The organism is Limnohabitans sp. G3-2 (assembly GCF_002778275.1).
Classification (GTDB): domain Bacteria; phylum Pseudomonadota; class Gammaproteobacteria; order Burkholderiales; family Burkholderiaceae_C; genus Limnohabitans_A.
This window is the reverse complement of record NZ_NESG01000002.1, coordinates 24,922-39,828: the sequence shown is the minus strand read 5'-3', so window position 1 is coordinate 39,828 and position 14,907 is coordinate 24,922. Positions and strand designations below refer to the sequence as shown.

Sequence of the window (14,907 nt, the reverse complement as noted above, 5' to 3'; positions counted from 1 at the left end):
GGGCGCACTGACTTGAGAGGGCAAACCTTCGCGAGCAGGGGCTCGCTCCCACAGCGGGTTACTGAAATTGCGCGGTGCGCAGCCCTTGCAGGTCCAAAATCCGCAGGCCGCCATATTCGATGCGGATGAGGTGGCGCGCCTGCAAGACCTTGAGGGCCTCGTTCACCCGCTGGCGAGACAGGCCCACCAGGTAGGCCAGCTCTTGCTGCGTGATGCGCAGGACTTCGCCAACGCCTGAGAACAACACCGGATTGAACAAGGCCGCCAGGTGGCGTGCCAGGCGCAGCTCGGGGTTGTTCATGCGGTCCATTTCGCGGGCCGCGATGAACTGACCCAAGCGTTCATTGAGCTGCTGCATGATGAAGCGGTTGAAGCCGAGCGAATGGTCAATCAGCCAATGGAAGGTGTCGACCGGTAAACCCGCCACCACGCTGGCACGCAGCGGCTGGATGTTGTAGCGGTAGATCTCGCGTTTGAGGGCGGTGCCTTCGCCAAACCAGCCGCCGGGGGGCACGCCGGTGAAGGTCATGGTCTGGCCGCTTTCGTTGTCGCTGCTCATTTTGAGCAGGCCCGAAATCACCCCAAACCAATAGGTGACCGGACGCCCCACGCGGCAGACGTAGTCGCCCGGTTGGGGGTCGCTGACCACCAGTTCGGATTCGATTTGCTGGCGCTCGCTGGGGGTCAGCAAAGCCAGCCAGGGGATGCTGGCCAATTCCTCGGCGGTCGGGCTGCGGCGGCGCTGGAAAACGCTGGGTAGGGTGGCCATGGTGGTGTCAGGCTCAGGTCAGTTGTGATAGGGGTCTTCCCTGAATTGTCGTCCAAACGACAACATGGCGTCAAATGAGTGCCTACGATCCGCCCAAGTTCAGTTGTACGCCATGCCGTGCAACCCATTTGGAGACCCGTCAGATCATGCAAACAACGTTTCCCCGTTTGATGCTCAAGCACGCTGCCGAGCGCCCCTTGGCGCCCGCACTGCGCGAGAAGGAATATGGCATTTGGCAAACCACCAGCTGGTCGGATTTGTCCGGCCTGGTGCAGGCGGTGGCCTGTGGCTTGCATCAGGCGGGCTTGCAGCGCGGCGAGCACCTGATCGTGGTGGGCTCGAACCGCCCGCGTCTTTACGCCACCATGCTGGCAGCCCAGTCTCTGGGGGCGATTCCGGTGCCGCTGTACCAAGATGCCGCTGCGGCCGAGTGCGTGTTCCCCATCACCAACGCCGAAGTGCGCTTTGCCGTGGTGGAAGACCAGGAACAGGTCGACAAGATGCTGGAAGTGCGGGAGCAGTGCCCGCAGTTGACGCACATTTTTTACGACGACCCACGCGGTCTGCGCAAGTACACCGAGGACGGTTTGGGCTCGCTTGAAGAGCTGATCGCCGCCGGTGGCGTGTTCGCCAAGCAGCACCCCCAATTCTTCGCTGATGAGGTTGACAAGGCCCAAGTCTCCGATGTCGCGGCCATGTTCTTCACGTCCGGCACCACAGGCAACCCCAAAGGTGTGGTGCACACGCACAGCTCTTTGATCGACCGTGCCGATGCGGGTGCCGAGTTCGACAAGCTGACCAGCGCCGAAGATGTGCTGGCGTACATGCCGCCAGCCTGGATCGGCCAAAACATTTTCAGCTATGCGCAATGGCTGGTGTGCGGTTACGTGGTCAACTGCCCCGAGTCCGCGGCGACCGTGACCATCGACTTGAAAGAGATTGGCCCGACGTACTACTTCGCGCCGCCGCGTGTGTTTGAAGGCATGCTCACCAGCGTGATGATCCGCATGGAAGACGCGGGCCGCTTCAAGCGCAAGCTGTTCCACTATTTCATGGGTGTGGCCAAAAAGGTGGGCCCGGCCTTGATGGATGGCCAGTCGGTCGGCTTGGTCGATCGGCTGGTGTATGGCCTTGGCAACCTGATGGTGTACGGCCCTTTGCGCAACAACATGGGTTTCAGCCGCGTGCGCGTGGCCTATACCGCGGGCGAAGCGATCGGTCCGGATTTGTTCACCTTCTTCCGCTCGATTGGTGTGAACATCAAGCAGCTCTACGGCTCCACCGAAACTGCCGTGTTCGTGTGCCTGCAGCCCGACAACCAAGCCCGTGCCGACACCGTCGGGGTGCCGTGCAAAGGGGTTGAAATCAAGGTGGCTGACAACGGCGAAATCTTGGTCAAGTCGCCCGGCCTGCTCAAGGGTTACTACAAAAACCAAAAAGCCACCGACGAGGTGCTCACGCCCGATGGTTGGTACCACACCAGCGACGCGGGTTTCATCGACAACCACGGCCACTTGAAGATCATCGACCGCGTCAAAGACGTGGGCCGTATCCAGGGCGGTGCCAACGATGGCGCGATGTTTGCGCCCAAGTACGTGGAGAACAAGCTCAAGTTCTTCCCGCACATCAAAGAGGTGGTGGCCTATGGCGACCAGCGCGAAAAAGTGTGCGTGATGCTGAACATCGACTTTGACGCCGTGGGCAACTGGGCCGAGCGCCGCAACCTGCCCTATGCCGGTTACACCGACTTGGCGCAAAAGCCCGAGGTGTACCAGTTGATCCAAGAGTGTGTGGAGAAGGTCAACGCCGATCTGGCCGAAGACGCTTTGCTGGCGGGCAGCCAAGTCTCACGCTTTTTGATCCTCCACAAAGAGCTCGATGCCGACGATGGCGAACTCACCCGCACCAACAAGGTCCGCAGGGGCTTCATTGCCGACAAATACAAACCGCTGGTCGATGGCTTGTACGAAGGCAAATCCGAGCAGTTCATCGAGACGGTGGTGAAGTTCGAAGACGGCCGCACTGGCAGCGTCAGCGCCACGCTCAAGATTTCCGACGCCAAAACATTCACACCCGTGAAGGCAGCAGCATGAGCAAGGCCGGACCGCTCCAAGTTGCGAAGGCCCCCTTGGGGGGCAGCGCAGTACATGAAATGACAAGCGTGGGGGTCAAATGACCAAGAAAATCGGCGACGTCATCCTGGACGTCAGCAACATCAGTTTGCGCTTCGGCGGCGTGAAGGCGCTGACCGACATCTCTTTCAATGTGCGCGAGCACGAAGTGCGGGCCATCATTGGCCCCAACGGCGCGGGCAAAAGCTCGATGCTCAACTGCATCAACGGCGTGTACCAACCGCAAGAGGGCAGCATCACCTTCCGCGGCCAAAAGTTTGGCCACATGAACAGCCGTCAGGTGGCCGAGATGGGCATTGCCCGCACCTTCCAGAACCTGGCACTGTTCAAGGGCATGAGTGTGATCGACAACATCATGACCGGCCGCAACCTGCGCATCAAAAGCAACCTGTTCATGCAGGCCTTGCGCATCGGCCCCGCTCAGCGCGAAGAGGAAGAGCACCGCGAGTTTGTCGAGCACATCATCGACTTTCTGGAAATCCAGGCCTTCCGCAAAACGCCTGTGGGCCAGTTGCCTTATGGCCTGCAAAAGCGCGTGGACTTGGGCCGCGCCCTGGCCATGGAGCCGCAAGTGTTGCTGCTCGACGAGCCCATGGCCGGCATGAACATGGAAGAAAAGCAGGACATGTGCCGCTTCATTCTGGATGTGAACGACGAGTTCGGCTCGACCATCGTGCTGATCGAGCACGACATGGGTGTGGTGATGGACATTTCGGACCGCGTGGTGGTGCTGGACTACGGCAAAAAAATTGGCGACGGAACCCCCGAAGAAGTGCGCAACAACGAAGAAGTGATCAGTGCCTATCTGGGCACCAGCCACTAAGGAGAACTGGACATGGCATTTTTTCTAGAAGCTCTGCTGGGTGGCCTGATGGCCGGCATGCTCTACGCGCTGGTGGCGCTCGGCTTTGTGTTGATTTTCAAGGCTTCGGGCGTGTTCAACTTCGCGCAAGGTGCGATGGTGTTGTTCGCCGCTTTGGCCATGGCCCGGTTTTCCGAATGGATTCCCGGCTGGCTGGGCATTGAAGACAAGTTCTTGGGCAATCTGATCGCCTTTGCGCTGTCTGCGGTCATCATGTTTGCACTGGCGTGGTTGATCGAGCGCTTGGTGCTGCGCCACCTGGTCAACCAAGAGGGTGTGACTTTGCTCATGGCCACCTTGGGCATCACGTATTTCCTGGACGGTCTGGGGCAGACCATCTTTGGCAGCGACATCTACAAGATCGACGTGGGCATGCCCAAAGACCCGGTGTTCCTCTTGGACTCGGTGTTCCCGGGGGGCGTGCTGGTCAATCTGGAGGACGTGTATGCCGCATGCATCGCGGCCTTGTTGGTGGTGGTCTTGTCCTTGTTCTTCCAAAAGACCAGCACTGGCCGAGCCTTGCGGGCTGTGGCCGATGACCACCAAGCCGCTCAATCGATTGGTATTCCGCTCAACCGCATCTGGGTGATTGTGTGGTTTGTGGCCGGACTGACGGCTTTGGTGGCCGGCATCATTTGGGGCTCGAAAATGGGTGTGCAGTTCTCGCTGACCACGGTGGCTTTGCGGGCTTTGCCCGTCATCATTTTGGGTGGCCTGACCTCGGTGCCCGGCGCCATCATTGGTGGCTTGATCATTGGTGTGGGCGAGAAATTGTCCGAGGTCTACCTCGGCCCCATGGTGGGTGGCGGCATTGAGATCTGGTTCGCTTACGTGCTCGCCTTGGTGTTCTTGCTGTTCCGTCCGCAAGGTCTGTTTGGCGAAAAAATCATCGACCGCGTGTAAGGAGACAACACATGTTTTACAGAGAAAACGGTCAGTTCAAGACCTCTTACCGCAGCGACCAGCAGATTTTTGCCATCGCGCAGGACCGCTGGGCGATCCTGGCGCTCATCGCCTTCGCTTTCATTGGCGTCCCCTTCGTCGCCGATGAATACATGTTCCGCGCCATCCTGATTCCCTTCCTCATCTTGTCGCTGGCGGCTTTGGGGGTGAATATCTTGGTGGGCTATTGCGGCCAGATTTCACTGGGCTCTGGGGCCTTCATGGCGGTGGGGGCCTACATGGCCTACAACACCTACATCCGCATCGAGGGCATGCCCCTGATCGTGGCGCTCTTGGCGGGTGGTTTCTTTGCCACCTTGGTGGGCATGTTCTTCGGCATTCCGAGCTTGCGCGTCAAGGGTTTGTATTTGGCCGTGGCCACGCTGGCGGCGCAGTTCTTTTGCGACTGGGCTTTCCTGCGCATTGGCTGGTTCACCAACAACAACGCTTCGGGATCGGTGTCGGTGTCCAACCTGAATGTGTTGGGCTGGTCCATCGACACCCCTTTGCAGAAATACCTGTTTTGCTTGGCCTTTTTGGTGGTGTTTGGTTTGCTGGCCAAAAACCTGGTGCGCTCTGCCATTGGCCGTGAGTGGATGGCCATCCGCGACATGGACGTGGCCGCTGCCGTGATTGGCATCCGTCCCGTTTACGCCAAGCTCAGCGCATTCGCTGTGAGCTCTTTCATCGTCGGTGTGGCCGGCGGTCTGTGGGGCTTTGTGCACCTGGGTTCTTGGGAACCCGCCGCCTTCTCGATTGACCGCTCCTTCCAGTTGTTGTTCATGGTCATCATCGGTGGCATGGGCTCGATCATGGGCAGCTTTTTTGGCGCGGCCTTCATTGTGATCTTGCCGATTTTCCTGAACCAGTTCCTGCCAGCGGTGGGCGATCTGGTGGGCGTGAGCATCTCGACGGCGACTGTCTCGCACGCAGAATTCATGATCTTTGGCGCCCTGATTGTGTGGTTCCTGATCGTGGAGCCGCATGGCCTGGCCAAACTGTGGTCGGTGGCCAAGCAAAAGCTGCGTCTGTGGCCTTTCCCGCACTGATGTGCAGCAATTTCCCGCGTTTTTTACCCCAAGTGCTTCCCTTTTTTAACAGGAGACAAACCATGAAGCTTCGTCAACTCGTCCTTGCCACCACGGTGGCGGCTGCCGGTCTTGCCAGTGCGCTGGTCAGCACCGTGGCCACGGCCCAAACCAAAGAGCAGTTTTTCCCCGTGCTGGTGTACCGCACCGGTGCTTACGCCCCGAACGGCGTGCCCTTCGCCAACGGCTATGTCGACTACCTCAAGCTGGTCAATGCGCGTGGCGGCATCAACGGCGTCAAAGTCAGCTTTGAAGAGTGCGAAACCGGTTACGCCACCGACCGTGGCGTGGAGTGCTATGAGCGCCTGAAAGGCAAGAACGGCGGCGCGACCGTGTTCCAGCCCCTGTCCACCGGCATCACCTTCGCCCTGACTGAAAAAGCCCCTGGCGACAAGATCCCTTTGATCACCGCGGGTTATGGCCGCAGCGAATCGGCTGACGGCGGCGTGTTCAAGTGGAACTTCCCATTGGCCGGCACTTACTGGGTGGCGGGTGACGTCATCGTTCAAGACATCGCCAAAAAATTGGGTGGTGCAGACAAGCTCAAGGGCAAGCACATCGCGCTGGTCTACCACGACAGCCCGTTTGGCAAAGAAGCCATCCCGATCTTGCAAGAGCGCGCCGCCATGCACGGCTTCAAGCTGAGCCTCTTGCCCGTGACCCATCCGGGCGTGGAGCAAAAGTCCACCTGGTTGCAAATTCGCCAAAGCCGCCCTGACTACGTGGTCAACTGGGGCTGGGGTGTGATGAACTCCACCTTGCTCAAAGAAGCGCAAGCCACAGGCTACCCCCGCGAGAAGATCTATGGCGTGTGGTGGGCGGGTGCCGAGCCTGACGTCAAGGACGTGGGCATGGGCGCCAAAGGCTACAACGCCATCACCATGCAGCACGGCACCGAAAAGGGCTCTGCGATCGTGAAGGAAGTCTTGGAGAAACTGCACGCCAAAAACCAAGGCACGGGTCCCAAGGACGAAGTCGGTGAAGTGCTCTACATGCGTGGTTTGTTCAGCGCCATGTTCGCGGTGGAAGGCGTTCGCCAAGCTCAGCAAAAGTACGGCAAAGGCAAAGTCATGACCGGTGAGCAAGCCCGCTGGGGTTATGAAAACCTGGACTTGACGCAGGCCAAGCTCGATGCGTTGGGCTTCAAAGGCGTGTTGCGCCCTGTGTCGACCTCTTGCGCGGACCACATGGGTGCCAACTGGGCCCGTATCCACACCTGGAACGGCAGCAAGTGGGAGTTCTCCAGCGACTGGTACCAGGCCGATGAACAGATCATCAAGCCCATGGTGAAAGCCGCTGCCGACAAGTACGCCGCCGAGAAGAAACTGACACGCCGCACCCCAGCGGATTGCCAGTCCTGATCGGTGAACAGCCCACTGCGCAAGTGGTGGGCTGCAGCTGCACGGTGGTGTGAGCCAGCGGCAGCTGCCAAATGAAACCCTTGCGTGCAGCGGTTCCATTTGGCTTGAACCCCAGAGTTAAGAAAAGGCACAGCCCATGAGCGAGAAAAACATTGTTCTGAACGTCAATGGCATCGAAGTCATTTACAACCACGTCATCTTGGTGCTCAAGGGCGTGTCCTTGCAGGTGCCCGAGCAAGGCATCGTGGCTTTGCTGGGCGGCAACGGCGCCGGCAAGACCACCACGCTGCGCGCGATTTCTAACTTGCTGCAAGGCGAGCGCGGCGCAGTGACCAAGGGCTCGATCGAGCTGCGCGGCGAGCGCATCGAAAACCTCTCGCCTGCCGACTTGGTCAACCGAGGCGTGGTGCAGGTGATGGAAGGGCGTCACTGCTTTGCCCACCTGACCATCGAAGAAAACCTGATGACCGGCAGCTACACCCGAACCGACAAGGGCGAGATCGCGGCCAACCTGGACAAGGTGTACACCTACTTTCCGCGCCTCAAAACCCGCCGCACCTCGCAAGCGGCCTACACCTCGGGTGGTGAGCAGCAAATGTGCGCCATTGGCCGCGCCTTGATGACGAACCCCAGCGTGGTGTTGCTGGACGAGCCCTCCATGGGCTTGGCGCCCCAGATCGTGGAAGAGGTGTTCAACATCGTCAAGGATTTGAACGAGAAGGAAAAAGTCACCTTCCTGATCGCCGAGCAGAACACCAACATGGCGCTCAAGTACGCCGACTACGGCTACATCATGGAGTCGGGTCGCATCGTGATGGACGGCGCAGCAGAAGACCTGCGCACCAACGAAGACGTGAAAGAGTTTTACCTGGGCATGGGCGGTGGCGAGCGCAAGAGCTTCAAGGACGTCAAGAGCTACAAGCGCCGCAAGCGCTGGCTGGCTTAAGGGCCTGGCACCCGCAACCCTCTCCTGTGGGCGCGCGCCCCTGCGCGCGAATGCCTGACCCGCACAACCGTTTTTCGCGCGCAGGGGCGCGCTCCCACACAGATCTGTCCTGCACCCATGACGCATTACGACGCACTCGAAACCCGCAGCCCGCAAGCGCGAGAAGCCGCCCTGATGGCCGCTTTGCCCGCGCAGATCGCGCACGCCCAAAGCAAGGCCCCGGCCTTTGCCGACTTGCTCAAGGGCGTGGATGCCGCCAGCGTCAACAGCCGCGCTGCGCTGGCCCAATTGCCGGTGATCCGCAAATACGAATTGCTGGAGCGTCAAAAAGCTTCGCGTGCCGCGGGTGGCAATGTGTTTGGTGGTTTCAGCACCCTGGGTTTCGGCCCAGGCATGACCCGTGTGTTCGCCAGCCCCGGCACGATTTACGAGCCCGAGGGCACCCGCATGGACTACTGGCGCATGGCGCGCACCATGTTTGCCGCCGGATTTCGCCCGGGCGAGCTGATCCACAACTGCTTCAGCTACCACTTCACGCCTGCGGGCTCCATGATGGAAACCGGTGCCCATGCCTTGGGTTGCACCGTGTTCCCAGGTGGCATTGGCCAGACCGAGCAGCAAGTGGCCGCCATGGCCGAGTTGCAGCCTGCGGGGTACATCGGCACCCCCAGTTTCCTGAAAATCATCCTCGAAAAAGCCGCCGAGATGGGCGTGGCCTTGCCCAGTGTGCGCAAAGCGCTGGTCTCGGGCGAGGCTTTTCCGCCCAGCCTGCGCGACTGGATGACGGCCAAAGGCGTCGATGCCTACCAGTGCTACGCCACGGCCGACGTGGGCCTGATCGCTTACGAAACCGCGGCGCGTGAGGGTTTGGTGCTGGACGAAGGCGTGATCGTGGAGATCGTGCGCCCCGGCACCGGCGACCCGGTGCCCGAGGGCGAGGTGGGCGAGCTGGTCATCACCACGCTCAACCCCGACTACCCCTTGATCCGCTTTGGCACGGGTGACTTGTCGGCCATCTTGCCCGGCACTTGCCCCACCGGACGCACCGGTCAGCGCATCAAAGGCTGGATGGGCCGCGCCGACCAGACCACCAAGATCCGGGGCATGTTTGTCCACCCCGGTCAGGTGGCTGAGATCGTCAAGCGCTTCCCCGAAGTGCGCAAAGCCCGTTTGGTGGTGACTGGCGAGATGGCCAATGACCAAATGGCGCTGCACGTTGAAACTGGCGCCTTGTCGGACGAGGCTTTGAAAGCCCGCGTGTCGGAAGCCGTGCGCGATGTGACCAAACTGCGCGGCGAAGTGCACTTGGTGGCCGCTGGCAGCTTGGCCAATGATGGCAAGGTGATCGAGGACGCCAGAAGCTACCAGTGAGTTGGACCGGGCCCCCCGGTGGCGGCAAGGCCTTGAAGCACAGGGGAAATTAGGGAAAGCGTCTAAGTACTTTCCGCCATGTCAAACCCTAACTTTGGTTCTAGACTCTCTCTATTAATTTTGAGGGTTTAGACATGAAAAAACTGTTTGCATTGGCCGCCATGGCGGCTGTTTCGGCGGGGGCTTTTGCCCAAGCTTATCCCGGCACCAAGCCGATTTCCATCGTGGTGCCCTTCACAGCGGGTGGCCCGACCGACCGCGTCGCACGTGATTTGGCCGAAGCCATGCGCAAGCAGATTCCTGGCAGCAACTTCGTCGTGGAAAACGCTGCTGGCGCAGGCGGCACGATTGGCGCGACCAAGGTGGCCAAAGCGGCACCCGACGGCCACACACTTTTGCTGTTCCACATCGGCATGGCCGCCACGCCTGCCCTGTACCGCAAAATTGCTTACAAGCCGCTGGAGGACTTCGAATTTTTGGGCATGGTCAATGACGTGCCCATGACCCTGATCGGCAAGCCCCAGTTGCCCGCCAACACCTACCGTGACTTTGAAAACTACATCCGCGCCAACGCAGGCAAGTTGAACATCGCCCACGCAGGCTTGGGTTCTGCCTCGCACATTTGTGGCTTGCTGTGGCAGTCCAACCTGCAAACCAAGGACGCGATGACCACCATCCCCTTTGGCGGCACCGCACCCGCCATGACCGCCCTGATCGGTGGCCAGGTGGATGTGATGTGTGACCAGACCACCAACACGGTCGCGCAAATTGAAGGTGGGCGTGTCAAGGCTTTTGCAGTCACCACCGCCAAGCCTTTGTCGGGTCACCCCGTGCTCAAGCACTACCCCAGTTTGCAAGAAATGGGTCTGAAAAATTTTGACCTGACCATCTGGCACGGCTTTTATGCCCCCAAAGGCACACCTGCTGCGATCACCAAAACGCTGAACGACGCCCTGAAGAGGGTTTTGAAAGACCCTGAATTCATCAAGAAAAACCAAGATTTGGGCGCCTTGGTGGTGACCGACAAGCGTTCTGACCCGGCTGAGCACAAGAAGTTTGTGGCGGCCGAGATGGTCAAGATCAAAGCAGCGGTGGACGCTGCCGGCAAGTACGCCGACTGATCTGGGGTTTGACCCAAGCCAAAGCCGCTCTTCGGAGCGGCTTTTTCTTTGGCCGCGACACCGGGTGTGGCCACCGCACAGCCCCATGGCCGAAGAACCCCCCGCAGTCGGGTCACATGTGGGCCGCTATGAATTTTTCGATGGTGTGGATGTCAATGGGTTTGTACATGACATCGATGTTGTGCTGGCTGAATAAATCCAAATGCTGGGGGGATGTGTCGGCGGTCACGATGCAGGCCGGGATGTCTTGGTTGAATTCTTCGCGCAATTGCTGGATGAAGTAAAGCCCATCTTTGGGGCCCAGCCGGAAGTCGCTCAAGATGAAATCCAAGGGGGGGAGCGAAGCCAAGCAGGCGTGGAAAGCGGTCTCTTCGTAGGGCACGATGTGGATGGTGTATCCGGCTTGCGTGAAGTACTGCAAATAGGCCTGCAAGAGTGCTTCGTCGTTTTCCAAGATGCCCAAATGGCCCTTGGAGGCCTGGCCATCGCGCGGGTGTGGCACGCGTCCGTCGGCCTCGCGGCTGGCCAGTGGGGGCTGCAGATGCGTGGCGGCTTGAGCGGGAAGGACGGCAAACCGGGTGTGGACGGTGAACACCGAGCCTTGGCCCACTTCGGATTGGACATGGCAGTGTCCGTTGATTTTTTTCACGATCCTGTTCACGATGGCCAGGCCCAGGCCCAGTCCATCGCACTGTGCGCGTGAATGGTCGGAGCGGAAAAATTCGTTGTAGATCAAGGGCAAATCCGCTTCAGGAATGCCGCAACCCGTGTCTTTGACGGAAAAGCTCAGCCCATCCGTGCTGGCCTCAAAAGCCACCTCGATGTGCCCTTGGTCGGTGTATTGGATCGCGTTGGCCAGCAAGTTCCTCAAAATTTGCTCGACCAAATGCGCGTCGCCTTGCACCTGTTGTTTCACGCCCCGGAAAGACAATTTGATTTTCTTTTCGGCGCACAGGTCGCTGAAGCTGTCCTCCAAGCTGTGAACGATCTCCACCAGATGGAAGGCCCGTTCCCGAACCGCCAGATGGGCATCGAGCTTGCTGATGTCCAGCAGCGTATTGAACATGCGGTTCAACACCGTGATGCTTTTGCGCATCCTGTTGAAGATGGCGCCATCACTTTCACTCAGCTGGCGGTTGTCAATCATGTCAACGAAGATGTTGATGGACTGCATGGGTTGCCGCAGATCATGGCTGGCGGTGGCAATGAACTCGGACTTGGCCAAGTTGGCGGCCATGGAGGCATTTTTTTCTTCGGTCAATTGCGCGATGAGGGCATCGTTTTTCAAGCGCAATGCAAATGACTTTTCCCATGATTTGGAAAAGATGAAGGCCATCTTGAGTGCCAAATAAAAAGCCACCATGGAGCCCAGCGCGATCGGCCACACCACTTCACTGAAATGGGCCGTGATGAAAACGAGCTCCGGTACTTTCAGGGGCAAGACAAAAGCAAAAAAAGTCTTCCAATTGACGCAATACCCCACCATCCCGACAAACAGCACCGTGAGGCTGATGATCTGATAGAGCAAATAGCTCACCATGTCACTGGGTTGCACAAAAACAAACCAGCCCAGCCCCCACATCAGGGTCACCAAACCGATGGCCAAGTTCAAGACCCGACCGTCCTGGGCGGGATGGGGTAAAGCCCGAATGGCGCGGAGCAGGACATACCGGGTGATGACCGCCACCGTCATGGCTGCAAACCAAGCCGCGAAGGGCAGGGGCGCCGTATCGTCCCAATACAAAGGGATGCACAGGATCGGCGCCAATACGGTGGCGATGGTGCTCGTCTTGGAGTAATCGAGCATGTACCGCAATTTCTCAATCGCAATCAGTGTCCGATCTTGGGGCCCTTCCTCATGGGGTGCTGGTGGATGTGCAGAAGGGTTCATGCCATCACGAGGCGAGCGGTGTCACCGAAGGGAGCAAGAGCTTTTGGGCTTTCAAGACCGCTTGGGTTCGGTTGAAGACGCGCAACTCTTTGAAAATTTGGTTGATGTGAATCTTGACGGTTTGCTCTTTGATCTCCAGCAAGTCGGCAATGATCTTGTTCGGGTGCCCCATGGAAATCAAGGTCAACACCTCCAGTTGCCGCTGCGTGAGCCGGTATTCAAGGGCATCGTTCGAGGCGCCTTGCGCTTGGTGCCATTGCGTGCCGTTGTAGAGGGCTTTGAGCCTTTTGAAGATGACCGCTGAGGTGTTGTTCTTGGATAAAAAGAGGGCCGCGCCAGCGGAGACGGTGCGTGGCTCCCAGATGTCCGCGTCCAAACCCGAAATGGACACGACGTGCGCCACATTCGGTTTGCTCCTGAACACCTTGATGCTGGCCAAACCGCTCAAGCCCGGCATCAACATGTCCAACAAAACAATCCAGGATTGGGGGGACTCGTCCACCAGGGTCATGCCCTCGCTGACGTTGATGGCGGTTTTGACGTCCACGCCCAAGGGGGCAAACTCTTTGGCCAAAGCCTCGCCTAGGGCTTCGCGGTAAACGGGGTGGTCGTCAATGATGAGCAGGGCAGGCTGGCGGTTGGCTGAATCGTTCATACGTCTGCCGATGCTACCCCGGTGATCGCCAATATCAATGGAACTAAGGTTTTAGAGGGGCGCTTGATCCGCAAATTGCTCGGTGCCCACAATGCCCAATTTCGTCAGGCCGGCACGTTGGGCCCCGGCCAGCACCGACGCGATCACTTCATAGGGGGCTTTGGCGTGCGAGCGGATGTGCAGCTCGGGCTGGGGTTGCAAGGCCGATGCCTCGGCCAGCTTGGCCTGCAGTGCAGGTCGATCCGCCAATGGCTGACCGTTCCAAAGCACCGTGGCTTTGGCATCGATGTCGATCTTGACCACGACGGGCTCGCTCTTTGGGGGCGCGCTGGTGGCCACGGGCATGTCCAGATTCACCGAATGCAACTGCGCCGGAATGGTGATGATCAGCATGATGATCAGCACCAGCATCACGTCGATCAGCGGCGTGGTGTTGATGTCCATCATCACCTCGGTTTCGTCGCCGCTGCCGGTGCCCAAATTCATGGCCATGGGGGTGTCCTTTGTCGGTGCTTCAAGGCCTGGGGTCGGTGATGAAACCCACCTGGGTGATGCCCGCACGTTGCACGGCATACATGACACGGCCCACCGACTCGAATGCGCTTTTCGCATCACCTCGGATCTGCACATCGGGTTGGGGCTTCATGGCGGCCAACTTCTGCAGCCGCGCATTCAGGTCCTTGCTGGACTGCATGGGGGTGTCGTAGAGGTAGATCTGACCGGCCTGATTGACCGAAATGATCACCGTCTCGGGCTTGGCTTCGCGCACCACGTTCTGTTCTTGGGGCAGATCCACCTGGATGGAGGTGGTGACCACGGGGATGGTGATCAAGAAAATGATGAGCAGCACCAGCATCACATCCACCAAAGGCGTGGTGTTGATGGTGCCGATGACCTCGTCATCGTCTGGCGTGGCCAGCGTGGGGCCGAGGTTCATGCTCATGGCTTGGGGGCCGATGCCAGCAGCACCGCGTGCAAGTCCGCACCAAAGGCGTTGACTTCTTCCATGCCGGATTTGTTGCGGCGTACCAACCAGTTGTAGCCCAGCACCGCAGGCACCGCCACGGCCAAGCCGATGGCCGTCATGATGAGCGCTTCGCCGACAGGGCCGGCCACTTTGTCGATGCTGGCCTGGCCAGACATGCCGATCTTGACCAGCGCATGGTAGATGCCCCACACCGTGCCAAACAAGCCGACAAAGGGGGCGGTGGAGCCCACCGTCGCCAACACCGCCAAACCGTCTTGCTGGCGGCTTTGCACGGTGCCCATGGCCCGCTGGATGCTCATGGTCACCCAGGTGTTGAAGTCCACGCTGCCCAGCAAGCCCTCGTGTTTGGCGGCACCTTCCAGGCCTTTTTCGGCAATGAAACGGAAGGGGCTGTCCGCTTCCAGGGCGTCGGCCGCTTGCCGCACCGAGCCTGCAGACCAGAAGTTGGCTTGTGCTGTTTGGGCAAATCGGTGCAGTTTGGATTGCGCCGAGAACTTGGTGAAGATCACATACCAGCTGCCCATGCTCATGAGCACCAAAATCAACAGCGTGCCTTTGGCCACGGCATCGCCTTGGGCCCACAGAGCGCCCAGGCCGTAGGGGTTGGCTTCAGCTGGGGCGGCTTGGGCCGCTGCCAGGCTGGCGTTGGCCACAGGGCTTGGCGCTGCTGGCGCATCGGGTGCAGCCGAGCTGTGTCCTGCGAAGAAAAGGCTGGCGCAGACCAAGATGCCCAGCAGGCTGTGTTTCAGGGTGGTGAACATTTAGGCGTTTCCTTGGAATT

14 protein-coding genes are annotated in these 14,907 nt (G+C 59.4%); 8 read left to right on the top strand and 6 right to left on the bottom strand.

Annotated elements, in window-relative coordinates:
• Positions 1-58: 58 nt before the first annotated feature.
• Entirely contained in the window at positions 59-769 is a 711-nt protein-coding gene (locus tag B9Z31_RS02345) for a Crp/Fnr family transcriptional regulator (protein ID WP_100117971.1), read from the bottom strand.
• Positions 770-915: 146 nt separating this feature from the next.
• Between B9Z31_RS02345 and B9Z31_RS02340 the strand changes: the two genes are divergently transcribed.
• The 8 genes from B9Z31_RS02340 (at position 916) to B9Z31_RS02305 (ending at position 10,592) form a co-directional block, all read left to right on the top strand.
• The gene (locus B9Z31_RS02340) at positions 916-2,862 is read left to right on the top strand and encodes a long-chain fatty acid--CoA ligase (RefSeq protein WP_100117970.1); all 1,947 of its coding nucleotides are present in this window, start codon (positions 916-918) and stop codon (positions 2,860-2,862) included.
• Positions 2,863-2,941: 79 nt separating this feature from the next.
• Positions 2,942-3,724, top strand: a complete 783-nt coding sequence (locus B9Z31_RS02335) for an ABC transporter ATP-binding protein (protein WP_100117969.1) — start codon at positions 2,942-2,944, stop codon at positions 3,722-3,724.
• A 12-nt stretch (positions 3,725-3,736) separates the two neighbouring features.
• Positions 3,737-4,666: a branched-chain amino acid ABC transporter permease gene (locus tag B9Z31_RS02330; protein ID WP_100117968.1), complete on the top strand. Its 930-nt coding sequence runs from the start codon at positions 3,737-3,739 to the stop codon at positions 4,664-4,666.
• 11 nt (positions 4,667-4,677) lie between these two features.
• Positions 4,678-5,754: a branched-chain amino acid ABC transporter permease gene (locus B9Z31_RS02325; protein ID WP_100117967.1), complete on the top strand. Its 1,077-nt coding sequence runs from the start codon at positions 4,678-4,680 to the stop codon at positions 5,752-5,754.
• A 62-nt stretch (positions 5,755-5,816) separates the two neighbouring features.
• Complete coding sequence (locus B9Z31_RS02320; RefSeq protein WP_100117966.1) at positions 5,817-7,154, top strand: ABC transporter substrate-binding protein; 1,338 nt, start codon at positions 5,817-5,819, stop codon at positions 7,152-7,154.
• A 136-nt stretch (positions 7,155-7,290) separates the two neighbouring features.
• Positions 7,291-8,100 (top strand): ABC transporter ATP-binding protein, encoded by an 810-nt coding sequence (locus B9Z31_RS02315; RefSeq protein WP_100117965.1) that lies wholly within the window; start codon positions 7,291-7,293, stop codon positions 8,098-8,100.
• Positions 8,101-8,217: 117 nt separating this feature from the next.
• Complete coding sequence (locus tag B9Z31_RS02310; RefSeq protein ID WP_100117964.1) at positions 8,218-9,471, top strand: phenylacetate--CoA ligase family protein; 1,254 nt, start codon at positions 8,218-8,220, stop codon at positions 9,469-9,471.
• A gap of 134 nt (positions 9,472-9,605) precedes the next feature.
• A complete protein-coding gene (locus B9Z31_RS02305; protein ID WP_100117963.1) occupies positions 9,606-10,592 on the top strand; it encodes a tripartite tricarboxylate transporter substrate-binding protein in 987 nt (328 codons plus the stop codon).
• 112 nt (positions 10,593-10,704) lie between these two features.
• Here B9Z31_RS02305 and B9Z31_RS02300 read toward each other — a convergent pair whose 3' ends face one another.
• From B9Z31_RS02300 to B9Z31_RS02280, 5 genes are all read right to left on the bottom strand, one after another.
• On the bottom strand, positions 10,705-12,399 hold the full coding sequence (locus tag B9Z31_RS02300; RefSeq protein WP_158235647.1) for a hybrid sensor histidine kinase/response regulator: 1,695 nt from the start codon (positions 12,397-12,399) through the stop codon (positions 10,705-10,707).
• Between the two features lie 88 nt (positions 12,400-12,487).
• The gene (locus B9Z31_RS02295) at positions 12,488-13,138 is read right to left on the bottom strand and encodes a LuxR C-terminal-related transcriptional regulator (RefSeq protein WP_100117961.1); all 651 of its coding nucleotides are present in this window, start codon (positions 13,136-13,138) and stop codon (positions 12,488-12,490) included.
• Positions 13,139-13,189: 51 nt separating this feature from the next.
• Positions 13,190-13,630 carry a biopolymer transporter ExbD gene (locus B9Z31_RS02290; RefSeq protein ID WP_199174417.1) on the bottom strand — a complete coding sequence of 147 codons (441 nt, stop codon included), beginning with the start codon at positions 13,628-13,630 and terminating at the stop codon, positions 13,190-13,192.
• A gap of 22 nt (positions 13,631-13,652) precedes the next feature.
• Complete coding sequence (locus B9Z31_RS02285) at positions 13,653-14,081, bottom strand: biopolymer transporter ExbD (protein ID WP_100117960.1); 429 nt, start codon at positions 14,079-14,081, stop codon at positions 13,653-13,655.
• Complete coding sequence (locus B9Z31_RS02280; protein ID WP_100117959.1) at positions 14,078-14,887, bottom strand: MotA/TolQ/ExbB proton channel family protein; 810 nt, start codon at positions 14,885-14,887, stop codon at positions 14,078-14,080. The genes B9Z31_RS02285 and B9Z31_RS02280 overlap by 4 nt, the downstream gene beginning before the upstream one ends.
• Positions 14,888-14,907 lie beyond the last annotated feature (20 nt).

Coding starts and splice junctions, on each gene's coding strand:
- B9Z31_RS02290 (WP_199174417.1), bottom strand. CDS start 13,630: ATGGCCATGAATTTGGGCACCGGCAGCGGCGACGAAACCGAGGTGATG.
- B9Z31_RS02295 (WP_100117961.1), bottom strand. CDS start 13,138: ATGAACGATTCAGCCAACCGCCAGCCTGCCCTGCTCATCATTGACGAC.
- B9Z31_RS02280 (WP_100117959.1), bottom strand. CDS start 14,887: ATGTTCACCACCCTGAAACACAGCCTGCTGGGCATCTTGGTCTGCGCC.
- B9Z31_RS02325 (WP_100117967.1), top strand. CDS start 4,678: ATGTTTTACAGAGAAAACGGTCAGTTCAAGACCTCTTACCGCAGCGAC.
- B9Z31_RS02315 (WP_100117965.1), top strand. CDS start 7,291: ATGAGCGAGAAAAACATTGTTCTGAACGTCAATGGCATCGAAGTCATT.
- B9Z31_RS02305 (WP_100117963.1), top strand. CDS start 9,606: ATGAAAAAACTGTTTGCATTGGCCGCCATGGCGGCTGTTTCGGCGGGG.
- B9Z31_RS02335 (WP_100117969.1), top strand. CDS start 2,942: ATGACCAAGAAAATCGGCGACGTCATCCTGGACGTCAGCAACATCAGT.
- B9Z31_RS02320 (WP_100117966.1), top strand. CDS start 5,817: ATGAAGCTTCGTCAACTCGTCCTTGCCACCACGGTGGCGGCTGCCGGT.
- B9Z31_RS02330 (WP_100117968.1), top strand. CDS start 3,737: ATGGCATTTTTTCTAGAAGCTCTGCTGGGTGGCCTGATGGCCGGCATG.
- B9Z31_RS02340 (WP_100117970.1), top strand. CDS start 916: ATGCAAACAACGTTTCCCCGTTTGATGCTCAAGCACGCTGCCGAGCGC.
- B9Z31_RS02310 (WP_100117964.1), top strand. CDS start 8,218: ATGACGCATTACGACGCACTCGAAACCCGCAGCCCGCAAGCGCGAGAA.
- B9Z31_RS02345 (WP_100117971.1), bottom strand. CDS start 769: ATGGCCACCCTACCCAGCGTTTTCCAGCGCCGCCGCAGCCCGACCGCC.
- B9Z31_RS02285 (WP_100117960.1), bottom strand. CDS start 14,081: ATGAGCATGAACCTCGGCCCCACGCTGGCCACGCCAGACGATGACGAG.
- B9Z31_RS02300 (WP_158235647.1), bottom strand. CDS start 12,399: ATGCTCGATTACTCCAAGACGAGCACCATCGCCACCGTATTGGCGCCG.